Annotated in this window: 13 protein-coding genes, 1 tRNA gene and 1 pseudogene; 4 read left to right on the top strand and 11 right to left on the bottom strand. The window is 67.6% G+C overall.

Annotated elements, in window-relative coordinates:
- Positions 1 to 5 precede the first annotated feature (5 nt).
- The 7 genes and pseudogenes from pth to ACVWWW_RS04610 form a co-directional block, all read right to left on the bottom strand.
- Complete coding sequence (pth, locus tag ACVWWW_RS04640) at positions 6 to 587, bottom strand: aminoacyl-tRNA hydrolase (protein WP_027082403.1); 582 nt, start codon at positions 585 to 587, stop codon at positions 6 to 8.
- Between the two features lie 60 nt (positions 588 to 647).
- Positions 648 to 1271, bottom strand: coding sequence for a 50S ribosomal protein L25/general stress protein Ctc (locus tag ACVWWW_RS04635; protein WP_036141733.1), 624 nt, complete (start codon positions 1269 to 1271; stop codon positions 648 to 650).
- A gap of 96 nt (positions 1272 to 1367) precedes the next feature.
- Positions 1368 to 2327 (bottom strand): ribose-phosphate diphosphokinase, encoded by a 960-nt coding sequence (locus ACVWWW_RS04630; RefSeq protein ID WP_027082401.1) that lies wholly within the window; start codon positions 2325 to 2327, stop codon positions 1368 to 1370.
- Between the two features lie 99 nt (positions 2328 to 2426).
- Positions 2427 to 2502 (bottom strand) — tRNA-Gln (locus ACVWWW_RS04625).
- Between the two features lie 29 nt (positions 2503 to 2531).
- A complete protein-coding gene (gene ispE / locus ACVWWW_RS04620; RefSeq protein ID WP_027082400.1) occupies positions 2532 to 3407 on the bottom strand; it encodes a 4-(cytidine 5'-diphospho)-2-C-methyl-D-erythritol kinase in 876 nt (291 codons plus the stop codon).
- On the bottom strand, positions 3404 to 4072 hold the full coding sequence (gene lolB, locus ACVWWW_RS04615; protein WP_051234916.1) for a lipoprotein insertase outer membrane protein LolB: 669 nt from the start codon (positions 4070 to 4072) through the stop codon (positions 3404 to 3406). Before lolB ends, ispE begins: the two co-directional genes overlap by 4 nt.
- A gap of 131 nt (positions 4073 to 4203) precedes the next feature.
- Positions 4204 to 5895 (bottom strand): annotated as a pseudogene (locus ACVWWW_RS04610) (tetratricopeptide repeat protein); the annotation flags it as partial.
- 87 nt (positions 5896 to 5982) lie between these two features.
- On the opposite strand from ACVWWW_RS04610, the gene hemA reads away from it, so the two are divergent.
- From hemA to ACVWWW_RS04590, 4 genes are all read left to right on the top strand, one after another.
- Positions 5983 to 7248 (top strand): glutamyl-tRNA reductase, encoded by a 1266-nt coding sequence (hemA, locus tag ACVWWW_RS04605; RefSeq protein WP_027082398.1) that lies wholly within the window; start codon positions 5983 to 5985, stop codon positions 7246 to 7248.
- A gap of 63 nt (positions 7249 to 7311) precedes the next feature.
- Positions 7312 to 8397 (top strand): peptide chain release factor 1, encoded by a 1086-nt coding sequence (gene prfA, locus ACVWWW_RS04600; protein ID WP_027082397.1) that lies wholly within the window; start codon positions 7312 to 7314, stop codon positions 8395 to 8397.
- A 61-nt stretch (positions 8398 to 8458) separates the two neighbouring features.
- Positions 8459 to 8914, top strand: coding sequence for a GNAT family N-acetyltransferase (locus tag ACVWWW_RS04595; RefSeq protein WP_027082396.1), 456 nt, complete (start codon positions 8459 to 8461; stop codon positions 8912 to 8914).
- Between the two features lie 7 nt (positions 8915 to 8921).
- On the top strand, positions 8922 to 10634 hold the full coding sequence (locus ACVWWW_RS04590) for an O-linked N-acetylglucosamine transferase family protein (RefSeq protein WP_036141729.1): 1713 nt from the start codon (positions 8922 to 8924) through the stop codon (positions 10632 to 10634).
- Here the strand turns inward: ACVWWW_RS04590 and ACVWWW_RS04585 are convergent.
- From ACVWWW_RS04585 to ACVWWW_RS04570, 4 genes are all read right to left on the bottom strand, one after another.
- Positions 10631 to 10912: a SemiSWEET family transporter gene (locus ACVWWW_RS04585; protein ID WP_027082394.1), complete on the bottom strand. Its 282-nt coding sequence runs from the start codon at positions 10910 to 10912 to the stop codon at positions 10631 to 10633. The two genes, ACVWWW_RS04590 and ACVWWW_RS04585, sit on opposite strands and share 4 nt — an antisense overlap.
- Before the next feature lie 68 nt (positions 10913 to 10980).
- Complete coding sequence (gene yccX / locus ACVWWW_RS04580; RefSeq protein WP_027082393.1) at positions 10981 to 11250, bottom strand: acylphosphatase; 270 nt, start codon at positions 11248 to 11250, stop codon at positions 10981 to 10983.
- On the bottom strand, positions 11247 to 11789 hold the full coding sequence (locus ACVWWW_RS04575) for a TlpA disulfide reductase family protein (protein WP_027082392.1): 543 nt from the start codon (positions 11787 to 11789) through the stop codon (positions 11247 to 11249). The genes yccX and ACVWWW_RS04575 overlap by 4 nt, the downstream gene beginning before the upstream one ends.
- Positions 11786 to 13057 carry a YihY family inner membrane protein gene (locus ACVWWW_RS04570; RefSeq protein WP_027082391.1) on the bottom strand — a complete coding sequence of 424 codons (1272 nt, stop codon included), beginning with the start codon at positions 13055 to 13057 and terminating at the stop codon, positions 11786 to 11788. The genes ACVWWW_RS04575 and ACVWWW_RS04570 overlap by 4 nt, the downstream gene beginning before the upstream one ends.
- Positions 13058 to 13067: the final 10 nt, after the last annotated feature.

Below are 13067 nucleotides of genomic sequence, written 5' to 3'. Positions count from 1 at the left end.
CCCGCTCAGGCTTTCGCGGTATTGAGGCGCTTCATCGCCTCGTTGACGTCGCCGGCAACCGCCAGCGGCAGTACGTCGAGCGCGTCGTCGATCGAACGCAGGATCATGGACTCATCCGCCGGTGATGGCTTGCCGAGCACCCAGCCGACGACCTTGTCCTTGTGGCCAGGATGGCCGATGCCGATGCGCAGCCGGTGGAACTTCGCGTGGCCAAGCAGCCGGATCGTGTCGCGCAGGCCGTTCTGGCCGCCATGGCCGCCATCGAACTTCAGGCGGGCGATGCCGGGCGCGAGGTCGAGTTCGTCGTGCGCAAGCAGTGCTTCGTCCGGCTCGATCTTGAAGAACCGCAGCGCGGCGGTGACGGACTTGCCCGAGAGGTTCATGAAGGTCGCGGGCTTGAGCAGCCACACGGAATTGCCGCCGATATCGAGCTTGCAGGCTTCGCCGAACAGCTTGGGTTCGATGCGGAACTGCGCGCCGTACTTGCGTGCGAGTTCGTCCGCGAACCAGAACCCGGCGTTATGCCGCTGGCGCGCGTGCTCGTTACCGGGATTCCCCAGTCCGACGATGAGTTTCAGGCCTGACATCGCGAGGTCCGCAAATACGAACGGGCCGACCACGAAGGCCGGCCCGTCCGCATGACGCGATTACTTCTTGTCGCCTTCCGCAGCCGGCGTCTCGTCTTCTTCCGACGTACGCGCCGCCTTGGCGATGACGACGGCGACGTCGTGTTCCTTGCCCAGCTTCAGCTCCGGCAGCTCGACGCCGTTCGGAAGCTTGATGTCGGACAGGTGGACGATGTCGCCCTGCTTGAGGTCGGAAAGGTCGACCTCGATGAACTCCGGCAGATCCTTCGGCAGGCAGCTGACGGCCACTTCGTTGAGCTCGTGCGTGACGACCACTTCGGTCGACTTACCGGCCGGCGACTTTTCCTGGTTGAGGAAGTGCAGCGGCACCGAGACGCGCAGCGTCTGGTTGGCGTCGACGCGCTGGAAGTCGAGGTGGACGATCTGCTGCTTGTACGGATGGCGCTGCATGTCACGCAGCACGACGCTCTCGACGCTGCCTTCGATGTCGAGCGACAGGATCGACGAGTAGAACCACTCGTTCTGGCTGGCGAGCCAGATCTTCTCGTGGTCGAGCTGGACCTGCTTCGGCGCGGACGTGCCGCCGTAGACGATGGCCGGGATGCTCGCGGAACGGCGCAGGCGGCGGCTCGCACCCTTCCCCGCGTCGTTGCGGCCCGTGGCCTTGATGGTGTGTTCGGACATTTCGATTACTCACTTTCTAGCGATGAAATCGCCTCGCGGCGATGGAGTGACTCACCCGCGACCAGGTGAGCCGGTTGCGGCCTTGCGGCCGCGAAATCAGTCGACGTACAACGAACTCACCGATTCGCCGAACGCCACGCGCCGGATCGTTTCGGCGAGCAGTTCGGCGACGCTGAGCTGGCGGATCTTGCTGCAGGCGCGCGCGGCGTCGGTGAGCATGATCGTGTCCGTGACGACGAGCTCGTCGAGCTGCGAATTGCTCACGTTGCTGATCGCCGCACCCGACAGCACGGGATGCGTGCAGTAGGCGACGACCTTCAACGCACCACGTTCCTTCAACGCACCGGCGGCGGCGCACAGCGTGCCGGCGGTGTCGACGATGTCGTCGACCAGCACACAGGTCTTGCCGGCGACGTCACCGATGATGTTCATCACCGTCGCGACGTTCGCTTTCGGACGACGCTTGTCGATGATCGCGAGTTCCGCGTCATCGAGGCGCTTGGCGATCGCGCGTGCGCGCACCACGCCACCGACGTCGGGCGACACCACGACCATGTTGTCCGTACCGTGCGCGCGCCAGATGTCGGCGAGCAGCAGCGGCGATGCGTAGACGTTGTCGACGGGAATGTCGAAAAAGCCCTGGATCTGGTCGGCGTGCAGGTCAACGGTGAGCACGCGATCGGTACCGACCGCGCTGAACATCTTCGCCGCCACCTTCGCGGTGATCGGCACGCGCGAGCTGCGCGGGCGGCGATCCTGTCGCGCGTAACCGAAGTACGGCACGACCGCGGTGATGTTCATGACCGACGCACGCTTGAGCGCGTCGATCAACACCAGCAACTCCATGAAATTCTCGGCCGTCGGCGCATTCGTCGGCTGGATGACGAACACTTCCTGGCGACGCACGTTCTCTTCGATCTCGACCTGCACTTCGCCGTCGGAGAACGTGCCGACCAGCGCCTTGCCGGGACGCACGCCGAGTTCCTTGCACACGGCTTCGGCAAGCGGGCGATTGGCGTTGCCGCTGAAGACGAGGAGATTGCGATCTTTGTGCATGGCGGCCGGCAATCGGAAAGGAAGTCGGTGTTCGGTCTGATGCACAGGTGCGGACGAAGCGCGTGTCGCGCCGTCATTCGCATCCATATCCATCGCTAATGGCAGGGGCGGAAGGATTCGAACCTTCGCGTGCCAGGATCAAAACCTGGTGCCTTAACCACTTGGCGACGCCCCTGTCGTTGTCGAACGCGATGACGACGCGTGTTACGGCGCCCGGAACCTTTCGAGTGCCCGATGCAGCGGCGACACACCGGCACCGGCGACGAGCCGGCATCGGAGGGTCGGCGGCAGCCGACGGAGCGCGGCTTCGGCCGATTCACGCGTGGCGAATTCGACGAAGCACCCGCTGCCCGAGCCGGTCAGTCGCGCCTTGCCCACCTGCGACAGCGTCGCGAGCACGGTGTCGACCACCGGTTCACGCGCGCGCAGGACGGGTTCGAAGGCATTCCCGAACCGGCCACTCCGGGGGTCTCCCCCCGCAACGAAGTCCGCCATTTTCAAGGGCGGTGAATCGCGCGTCAAATCGGGAGATGCGAAAAGTGAGGCGGTGGGGCAATGCACACCAGGCTCGGCCACGATGTACCAGGCCGGGCGGAGGTCGATTGGCGTCAGCACTTCGCCCACGCCCTCGGCCCAGGCGTTGCGGCCGAGGACGAAAACCGGGACGTCGGCGCCGAGCGTGAGGCCGAGTTCCGCCAGCTTCTCCAGCGGCCAGTCGACGCCCCACAGCCGGTTGAGCGCGACGAGTACGGTCGCAGCGTCAGACGAACCGCCACCGAAGCCGCCGCCGGTGGGGATGAGTTTTTCGACGGCGATGTCGACGCCTTCAGCGACGTTCGCCGCACGTTGCAGTGCGATAGCGGCACGAACCGCTAAATCATCGTGCGACTCGACGCCTTCGGCACCGTCACCTACCCGCTCGATTCGCCCGTCATCACGCAGCCGCAGCCGGACCGTGTCGCCCCAATCGAGCAGCCGGAAGACAGTCTGCAGCCGGTGGTAACCGTCGTCGCGGCGGCCGGTGATGTGCAGGAACAGGTTGAGCTTGGCCGGCGCCGGCCAGGCGGTCCACGCCGTCATGGCGCGTCGGTGCCGTCCGTCCAGCGGTCGATGACGAGGCGGACGCGCGCGTCGTCGCGGCGGGCGTCGATGCGGCTCGGCCGCGCGGCGGCAGCGTCCGCGGGCCAGGTGTAGTCGATGGTCCAGCCGGATTCGGCGAGGTGCGCGAGGCGGCCGTCCGCGCCGAACTGGACGACGGCGCTACCCGGATCGGCACGCATACCCCGCACCCAGGCCGGCAACGAACGCACCGGAATGCTCCAGCCGGTAGCGACGCGGAGCAGGCTTTCCGCGTCGCTGCCTTCGCGCGGGCCGCCGGCGAGGCCGTCAAGCGTGGCGCGGCCGGGTTCGCCGTGCAGGCGCCAGCCCTGGTGCGTGATCGGTGCGGTGAGTTCGATGTCGAAGCGCGGGCCATCCTGACGCCACTCGATACGGCCGCTGCCGGCGTCGCGGGCATTGGAGATGGCGATGCGGCCCTCGAGGCCCCAGCGTGTCTGCGTGGCGAGTTCGTGTTCGCGCTGCTCGAGGCGCCCGGTGGCCGCATCGGAGGCGATCGGCGTCGGCGTCACTTGCGTCGTCGCGCAGCCCGCCAGCAGCGTCAGCGCGACGAGCCCCATAAGCCAGCGACGCGGGGACGACAGTCGCGTACCGATCGATTCGCGCGCGGCTCGACCGAACGCACTCATGCGAGGCCGCCCTTGCCGCCGGAATTCTTGACCATCGGCGGCTTCGGAGTGGCAGCTGGCGACACGGCATCGCCTGCAGTACTCGACGCATCACTCTTGCTGCTGCTCCCGGCGGGCGCAGGCGGCAACGTCGCGCCAGTCTTCTGCAGCGCGCGGGCGAGCGAACGGTTTTCCGGGTCGATGCGGCGCGAATCCTCGAAGTAGCGGCGCGCTTCGTCCTTGCGGTCGAGCACCCACAGCACTTCGCCCACGTGTGCGGCGATCTCCGCATCCTTCTGCATCGTGTAGGCGCGCTGCAGTTCGACCAGCGCGTCGGCCGGCTTGCCGAGGCGGTAAAGCACCCAGCCGTAGCTGTCGACGATGGCGGCGTTGTTCGGTTCGGCGGCGCGTGCGCGGTTGATCAACTCCAGCGCCTCGCGATAACGCGTGGTGCGATCGGCCAACGTGTAACCCAGCGCGTTCAACGTAGCGACGTTGTCCGGCTGACCGACGAGGATGCGGCGCAGGTCGGCTTCGGCGCGCGGAATGTCGTCGCGACGCTCCCAGGTCAGCGCACGCGAATACAGCAGGTCGGGATCGTCCGGGAATGCGGCGAGGCCACGCGCATAGGCGTCCATTTCGCGCGCGTCGTCCTTGTCCTTCTGCCAGAGGCCGGCTTCGAGCGTGTACGCCGCGCGGCGCACGTCGTCTTCCGCCGACGCGTCCTGCTGGAGGTCGTGCAGCGCGTCGATGGCCTGCTTGCCGCGGCCGAGTTCGTGCAGCACGTTCGCCCGGCGCAGGCGCGCGGTCCAGCGCTGCGGGCCGCCCGGCACGGAGCCGTACCACTGCAGCGCCGCGTCGTAGTGCTTGAGGTATTCGGCGATCTGGCCGAGCAGCAGGCGACGATCGGGCTCGGGGCGCTGCGCATTGCGCGAGAGCTCGTCGTAGAGCTGCTGCAGGCGTGCGCGATCGTCGACTCGCGCATACAGCGAGGCACGCAGCTGGTAGGTCTGGTCGTCCTGCGGGCCGGTGGCGAGCGTATCGGCTGCGGCGACGGGCTCGCCGAGCGCGTCGTATTCGCGGGCGACGAGCAGGCGCAGGTCGGCGTCGGTTTCGGTTGCCGCGCGCAGCGAATCGATCGTCGCCTTCGCCTCGGCGTTCTTGCCGCTCTCGCGCAACTGGCTGGCCTTCAGCAGCGTGACGCGCGGGTCGCGCGGGAAACGCGTGATCACTTCATTGACGATGCGATCGGCCAGCGCGGGCTGCTGCAGGCGCTGGGCGAGGCCGCCGAGCGCCAGCCACGCCTGGAGCGTGGTCGGGACGGCGTTGGTGTCGAGCAGGCGGGTGACGATGCCGGCGGCCTGCTTGGGCGTGGTCGCGCCCCCGGCCAGCGTGCCGATGGCGAGGCGCCAGCCGTCTTCGGGACGCGCGAACAGGGCGGTGAGCTCGCGGGTTGCGGCGGTATCGTCGCCCCGGTGCAGCGCCAGAGTGGCCTGGGCGACGCGCACGTCGGCGGTGTCGTCGGCCTTGGGGCCGAGCAATTCGCGCCAGAGCTTGAGTGCTTCGGCGGCGCGGCGGTCGTTCTTGGCGACCAACGCGATGCCGGTCGCGCGCTCGGCCAGGGCGACGTCGCGCGCGGCTCGGGCAGCGGCGAGGTAGCCCGCGGCTGCGTCGTCCAGCTTGCCGGCCTGCAGGGCGAATTCGCCGGACAGCAGCGGCTGCAGCGGGAAGTCGCCGGGCGTCGCCGACTTGGCGGCGGGTGCGGCCAGGGCCGGCAGCGCGACAGCGATCGCGAGTGCCAGGCTGAACCGTTTGATCGAACGCAAAACGAGAGGCATGCGCACCCGGGATACTGGTCTCGAAGGTTGCAGCACCCGCACCGGTAGAATGCCGGGCCTGCCGTCGCAGCTTAGCGCACGCCCCTGTAACGAATGGGTTTCCACGTCATCGGCCTCAATCACGCCACCGCGCCCGTCGACGTGCGCGAACGGGTGGCGTTTGCCGGCGATGCGCTGAACGGTGCGCTCGACGAGTTGCGCGCGATGCCGCAGGTCAGCGAAGCCGCGCTGCTGTCGACCTGCAACCGCACCGAGCTGTACGTCGAATCGGATGACGATGGCGACGCGCTGGCGCAGTGGCTCGCGACGCGTTCGTCCGTCGGTCCCGATCTGTTCGCGTATCTGTATCGGCATCGCGACGCCGATGCCGTGCGTCATCTGTTCCGCGTCGCCACGGGGCTGGATTCGCTGGTGCTCGGCGAGCCGCAGATCCTCGGCCAGGTCAAGGACGCCTGGGCGACGGCGCGCGCCGCCGGCACGCTCGGCACGCGGCTCGACCGCCTGTTCCAGCACGCCTTCAGCACCGCCAAGCGCGCGCGCACCGATACGCGCATCGGCGCGAATCCGGTGTCGGTCGCATCGACGGCGGTGAAGCTGGCGCAGGAATCGTTCGCGCCCCTCGACTCATCGACCGTGCTGCTGATCGGTGCCGGCGAAACCATGGAACTCGCTGCGCGGCACCTCGTGCAGGCGCGCACGAAGCGACTGCTCGTCGCGAACCGCACGCTGGCGCATGCGCAGGATCTCGCGCAGCGTCATGGCGGTTATGCATTGCCACTCGACGATCTGGACAAGCACCTCGCCGAAGCCGACGTCGTGATCAGTGCGACCGCCAGCCGCGAACCGATCCTTCGCGCGGTGCAGGTGGAAGCCGCGCTTGCCGCACGACGTCGTCGCCCGATGCTGCTGCTCGACCTCGCGGTGCCACGCGACGTCGCCGCGGATGTGGCTCTGTTGTCGGACGTGTTCCTGTACACGGTCGACGACCTCGAACGCGCGATCGAGGACAACCGGCGCAGCCGTCGCGAAGCGGCCGACGAAGCCGAAGCGATCGTCGAACTGCAGGTCGCGCGTTTTCGCGACAAGCTCGAAGCCGGCGCGCGCAGTGAGCCGGTCAAGCGCATCCGCTCGCATGGCGAAAACGCACGTGTGGACGTGCTGGCCAAGGCGAAGCAACAACTCGCGTCGGGCATGTCGCCGGAAGACGCGCTGGAATTTCTCGCGCACACGCTGACGAATCGCCTGCTGCACGCACCTACCGTTGCGGTGCGCGATGCGGCGACGCAGGGTGATGCCGACCTCGCGCGCGCGGTCGAACGCCTGTTTCCGAACGCGCCGGGTAACGACGCCGAGCGTTAGCGACGCTGCGGTGTCGTCGCTCGGTCGCGTCGCGACCGTCTTGCCCTGTCGCCCGGTCACGTCATGAATCCTTCCCTGCGTCGCAAGCTCGAAGCCCTCGCCGAACGTCGCGAGGAACTCGAGCGCCTGCTCGCTGATCCCGCCGTCATCAATGACGCCGCGCAGTTCCGTCGCCTGTCACGGGAGTTTTCGCAGCTTGAACCGGTGGCGACCGCGCTCTCCGACGAACAGCGCGCGCGTACCGATCTCGCCGCGGCGCAGGCGATGCGCGACGACCCGGAGATGCGCGAGCTCGCCGACGAGGAAATCGACGCGGCGTCGCAACGGCTCGAACAACTCGAAGCCGAGCTGCTCGCCCACCTGATCCCCAAGGATCCGCGCGACGAGGGCGATCTCTATCTCGAAGTACGCGCCGGCACCGGCGGCGACGAGGCAGCGATCTTCGCGGGCGATCTGTTCCGCATGTATTCGCGCTACGCCGAACGCCAGGGCTGGCGCATCGAAGTCGAATCGGCAAGTCCGGGCGAGCACGGCGGCTTCAAGGAAGTGATCGCACGCGTCGAAGGCACCGGCGCGTACTCGCGGCTGAAGTTCGAGTCGGGCACGCATCGCGTGCAGCGCGTGCCGGCGACGGAATCGCAGGGGCGCATCCACACTTCGGCCGCGACGGTCGCGATCATTCCGGTCGAAGCCGACGAAGCGCCCATCGAGATCTCGCCGGCCGACCTGCGCGTCGATACATATCGCTCTTCAGGCGCCGGCGGCCAGCACGTCAACAAGACCGACTCGGCGATCCGCATCACGCACCTGCCGAGCGGCATCGTCGTAGAGAGCCAGACCGAGCGCAGCCAGCACGCGAACCGCGACAAGGCGATGAAGCGCCTGCGCGCAATGCTGTCCGACGCGCAGATCGCGAAGGCCGCCGCGGCGCAGGCAGAGACGCGCAAGTTGCAGGTCGGCAGCGGCGATCGCAGCCAGCGCATCCGCACCTACAGCTTTCCGCAGGGCCGCATCACCGACCACCGCGTCGAAGGGCTGACGCTGTACGACCTGCCGAACGTTGTCGAGGGCGCGCTGGACCCGCTGCTCGACCGCCTGCAGCAGGAACACCAGGCCGACGAACTCGCGCGCCTGACCTCGTCGGGCTGACGGGGTGTCGCGCCGCGGTGTGAGCGGCGACAATCGGGCGACGCCACTTCGACGCATCGCCATGGACGTTCGCATCCGCACCGCCACCACCGACGACCTCGACGCCGCGGCCGCGCTGTTCGATGCGTATCGCCGGTTCTACGGGCAGACGGGCGACGTCACGGCCGCACGCGCATTTCTCTCCGAACGCATGTCGCGCAGCGAGTCGACCGTCCTTCTCGCATGGCGCGGCAGCGATGCGGTCGGCTTCGTGCAGATCTATCCACTGTTCTCGTCAGTGCGCATGAAGCCTGTGCGCGTGCTCAACGATCTCTATGTCGATGCAAGCGCGCGACGTCTCGGCGTCGCGCGCGCATTGCTCGACGCCGCGGCCCAGTCAGCGCGCGGCGCCGGTGCGGCGCGCATCGTGCTCGAAACCGCGCAGGACAACGATGCCGCGCGTGCGTTGTATCGATCTGCCGGCTGGCAGGAAGAGACGACCCAGTGGTACGCGCTCAATCTCGCGGACAACGCCTGACGTGTCGATGGACGAACGCCAGCTCGCACGTCTGCAGGTCGAGCGTGCACCGCACGACGCGATCGCGTGGGTCGTGCTGGCGGAAGCCGAGCTCGACGCGGGCGATGCGATTGCCGGTGAACGTGCGTCGCGACGAGCGTTGCAGTTGCGACCAGGTCATCCCGAAGCGTTGGCTCGACTCGGTCGTGCGCAGTCGATGCTCGGGCGGATGGACGAAGCGGTCGACAGTCTGCTGCGTGCCGCGCATGCCGCGCCGGGGCATCCGGGTATCGCCGTGTGGCTGGGACACGCGCTCGAGGACGTGCAGCGCGTTGAGGAAGCGGCCGACGCGTTCGCTCATGCATACCGGTTGATGCCGGATGAGCCGATGGTGGCGTCGTACCTGCTCGGGGCGCGTCGTCGGCTGTGCGACTGGCGTGATGTCGATGCCTTGTCGTCGCAGGTACGGAACGCGGTGCGTACGCGCCAGGCGCCTGTCGAGCCGTTTTCATTTCTCAGCGAGGACGCGACGCCGGCCGATCAGCTGCAGTGCGCGCAGCTGCGTGCGTCGATCATCGCGAACACGGTGCATCCGCTTCCGCCGGTGGATCGGGCGACACGTGCAGGCGAACCGCAGCGATTGGGCTTCCTGTCGAACGGCTTCGGCGCACATCCGACCGGATTGTTGACGGTCGCGTTCTTCGAGGCTTTGTCCGGCATCGAAGGCATCGAAACCCATACGTTCGCGTTGACGCCGGACGATTCGAGCCTGATCCGGTCGCGACTCGCCGCCGCCACGCAGCTGCACGATGTTTCGCATCGTTCGCACGGCGACATCGCGCAAACCATTCGCGACGCGCACATCGACGTGCTGTTTGACCTGCGCGGCTGGGGTGGTGGCGGCGTGCCCGAAGTCCTCGCGATGCGGCCTGCCCCCGTGCAGGTGAACTGGCTCGCATATCCCGGCACGTCGGGCGCGCCGTGGATCGACTACGTGATCGCCGATCGCAACGTGCTACCGCGCGAGCTCGTGCCGCACTTCAGCGAGCGCGCCGCATGGATGCCACATGCATTCCAGCCGTCCGACACGACGCGCGAGCCGCTGCCGGCGCCGAGCCGTGCGGAATGCGGACTGCCCGAACACAGCCTCGTGTATGCCTGCTTCAACAACAGCTACAAGCTCAATGCCGCCAGCATGCGCCGCATGTTCGAGGTGCTCCGCGCAGTCGACGGCAGCGTGCTGTGGCTGCTGCGCGGGCCGGGTCGCGCGGACGATCGCCTGCGGGAAGCAGCACGCGCGGCCGGCGTCGATCCATCGCGCCTGGTGTTCATGCCGAAGCAGCCGCAGCCTGCGTATCTCGCGCGTCTCGGCGTCGCGGACCTGTTCGTCGACACCTCGCCGTACAACGCGCACACCACGGCATCCGACGCGCTATGGGCGGGCTGCCCGGTGCTTACGCGTCCGGGAACGACGTTCGCATCGCGGGTCGCCGCGAGCCTGCTGCATACGCTCGGGCTCGACGAATTGGTCGCTTCGGATGACACGCAGTTCGTCGCGACGGCCATCGCGCTTGGTCGTGACGCCGATGCGCGTACGGCATTGCGACGCCGCCTCTACGATGCGCGGCGCACCTCGCCACTATTCGACATGCCACGTTTCGCTCGCGACTTCGCAACGCTCGCATCGCGAATGGCGACCCTGTGGCGCAACGGCAATGCGCCGCAGCCGATCCTCGACTAACCCGCGCCTTCGCGTTCGGCCAGCTTTCGGTTACGCCGGTAGATCAGCTGGCCGACCACGCCGGTGAGCAGCAGCACGGCATTCGTGAACACGAACACGCCGTTGCCGAGCATCCAGCTGTAGATCACGAAGCCGACGCTCGCGCACATCTGCCCGATGAACAGCCAGCGCGACACGCCTTCGGTCGTGCGCTCGCGCCACTGCGTGTAGACCTGTCGAGCGAGCGTGGCGATCAGCACTGCGGACGCGGCCCAGCCGATGGCGTCGGTGAGATTCATGGATGTCGTGGGCGGATTCGCATGCAGCGAGCGTCGCCGGCGCGACGTCGGAACACGGTGAAGCGTACTCAGCCGATCGAAAAGCCGGCGGGCGTGGATGTTGCGTTGAGCGATTCGCGATGCAGTGCTTCGACGCGTGCAAGCGGCGGCCCGTGCGCAAGCCATGCGGCAAGTTCATCGATCGCAGCGTCGTCGCCATGCGCGATCACTTCGACGCGGCCATCAGGCAGATTGCGTGCGTGACCGCTAAGCCCGAGACGCTGGGCTTCGTGCCGCGTACAAGCGCGGAACGCCACGCCCTGCACGCGTCCTTCGACGAAAAAGCGTGCCGCGCTCATCCCTTCGCGTCGGGCTTCGCGGTGACGACTTCGTCGATCGCAGCGATCGTCACCGGGCCGAGCACCTTCTTCGCGACATGCCCGTCCGGCGCGACGATCACAGTCATCGGCAGGCCTTGCGGCGTGTCGAAGTCGCGCGGTGGGCTGAAGGTGTCGAGGATCGCGATCGGATACGTTGGCGCATGCTGCTTGAGGAAGGCCTGCATGTCCGCCTTGGTGATGTCCTCATACGCGAGGCCGAGCACATCGACGTCGCCGCGCTGCGCGAGCTTCGACAGCTCCGGCATCTCCTTCAGGCACGGCCCGCACCACGTCGCCCAGAAGTTGACGACGACCCAGCGCCCGCGATGCTGCGCGAGGTCGTAATGGCCGCCGTCGACGAGGTCGATCTTCAGCTGCGGATGTTCGCGATCAGGCTTCGTTTCGGCGGGCTTGGCGGCTGCGGGTTTCGGCGCGGTGTTCGACGTAGGCGTCGTCGACTGCGGGCTGCATGCAGCCGCGCAAAGCGCGAGCAGCAACGGAAGGATTCGACGGTTCATGGCGCGTCTCCGGACCAGACGGTGTTGACGCGACGCTTGAGCAGGTCGCGGAGCGGGATGCGCAGGTCGTCGATGGTGCGCGTGACCTGCGCGCCGAGCGGGTCGTCGCGGCATGGCAGATGCGCTTCCGCGATCGGGATGCGCAGGTGGCAGGCGTCGTAGAGCTCGGCAAGAGTGAGCTCATCGAGGTCACGCGAGAGCAGCCATTCGCCGTCTTCCGCGCGTCGCACCACGTTGATGGTGCAGAGCTGCGCGAGCATCTGCTGGACGAGCGCGTCGGTCAGCATGGGCTCCATGCGCAGGATGTCGTCGGCATGCAGGCCACGCCCGTTATGACGCGCCTGGTCGAACCGCGCCAGCATGCGCAGCAGACCGTAGATCTCGTAGCCCGGTGGCAGGCGCTGGCTGACGGGCTGGTAGCGGAAGGCCGACAGCGACGCCGCGAACGACGCGCCGAGCAGTATCGCCACCCAGCCCACGTACACCCACAGCAGGAAGATCGGGATGATCGCGAGCTGCTGGTAGATGCGTGCGTAGCTGTTGAAGCTGCCGAGATACCAACCCATGCCCCACTTCGCCATCTCGAAGCCGAACGTGGCGAGGATCGCGCCGGGCAGCGCATGCCGCCATTTGACCGTGCGATGCGGCACGACGCGATACATCGTCGCGAATGCCGCCACTTCCAGCGCGAGCGGCGTGAGCTGCAGCATCACCGACTCGAGCACGTGGCCGGCGCGGGTCGCGAACATCGCCATCGCGAAGAAGCGCGCCGAGATCGCCAGGCTCGCGGCACCGAACAACGCGCCGAGCGTGAGCACCGTCCAGTAGACGAGGAAGCGACCGAACTTCGGCCGCGCCGCCTTGACTCGCCAGATGTTGTTGAACGTGCTTTCGATGCTGGTAAGCGTGACCAGTACCGAGACCACGAGCGCGACCACACCGGTCGACGTGAGCTTTCCGGTGTTCGCCGCGGCGGTTTGCAGCAGGTAGTCCTGCGCGGCGCGCGCGACGCCGGGCACGTAGTTGGCGAACACGTAGTCGGCCAGCCCGCGCGACAGCGGACGCAGCGCGTCGAACGCGGAGAGCACGCCGAACACCACCATCGACAGGGGCACCAGCGCGAACAGCGTGGTGAATGCGAGCGCGCCCGCGGCCTGGAACAGCTCGTCGTCGAGGAAGCGTCGACCGAGGAACCTGAAGAACGCGATCGCCCGCGCACGATCGCGCAGGCGCGGGCTCACGAGACTCAAGAGATAAGGCAGCTCCATCGCGGCGCAG

The sequence above is a fragment of the Lysobacter sp. HA18 genome, assembly GCF_054057595.1.
This window is presented reverse-complemented; position numbering and strand designations above follow the sequence as displayed.

Coding starts and splice junctions, on each gene's coding strand:
- ACVWWW_RS04630 (WP_027082401.1), bottom strand. CDS start 2,327: ATGCACAAAGATCGCAATCTCCTCGTCTTCAGCGGCAACGCCAATCGC.
- prfA (WP_027082397.1), top strand. CDS start 7,312: ATGAATCCTTCCCTGCGTCGCAAGCTCGAAGCCCTCGCCGAACGTCGC.
- pth (WP_027082403.1), bottom strand. CDS start 587: ATGTCAGGCCTGAAACTCATCGTCGGACTGGGGAATCCCGGTAACGAG.
- ACVWWW_RS04595 (WP_027082396.1), top strand. CDS start 8,459: ATGGACGTTCGCATCCGCACCGCCACCACCGACGACCTCGACGCCGCG.
- ACVWWW_RS04575 (WP_027082392.1), bottom strand. CDS start 11,789: ATGAACCGTCGAATCCTTCCGTTGCTGCTCGCGCTTTGCGCGGCTGCA.
- hemA (WP_027082398.1), top strand. CDS start 5,983: ATGGGTTTCCACGTCATCGGCCTCAATCACGCCACCGCGCCCGTCGAC.
- yccX (WP_027082393.1), bottom strand. CDS start 11,250: ATGAGCGCGGCACGCTTTTTCGTCGAAGGACGCGTGCAGGGCGTGGCG.
- ispE (WP_027082400.1), bottom strand. CDS start 3,407: ATGACGGCGTGGACCGCCTGGCCGGCGCCGGCCAAGCTCAACCTGTTC.
- ACVWWW_RS04635 (WP_036141733.1), bottom strand. CDS start 1,271: ATGTCCGAACACACCATCAAGGCCACGGGCCGCAACGACGCGGGGAAG.
- ACVWWW_RS04590 (WP_036141729.1), top strand. CDS start 8,922: ATGGACGAACGCCAGCTCGCACGTCTGCAGGTCGAGCGTGCACCGCAC.
- ACVWWW_RS04585 (WP_027082394.1), bottom strand. CDS start 10,912: ATGAATCTCACCGACGCCATCGGCTGGGCCGCGTCCGCAGTGCTGATC.
- lolB (WP_051234916.1), bottom strand. CDS start 4,072: ATGAGTGCGTTCGGTCGAGCCGCGCGCGAATCGATCGGTACGCGACTG.
- ACVWWW_RS04570 (WP_027082391.1), bottom strand. CDS start 13,057: ATGGAGCTGCCTTATCTCTTGAGTCTCGTGAGCCCGCGCCTGCGCGAT.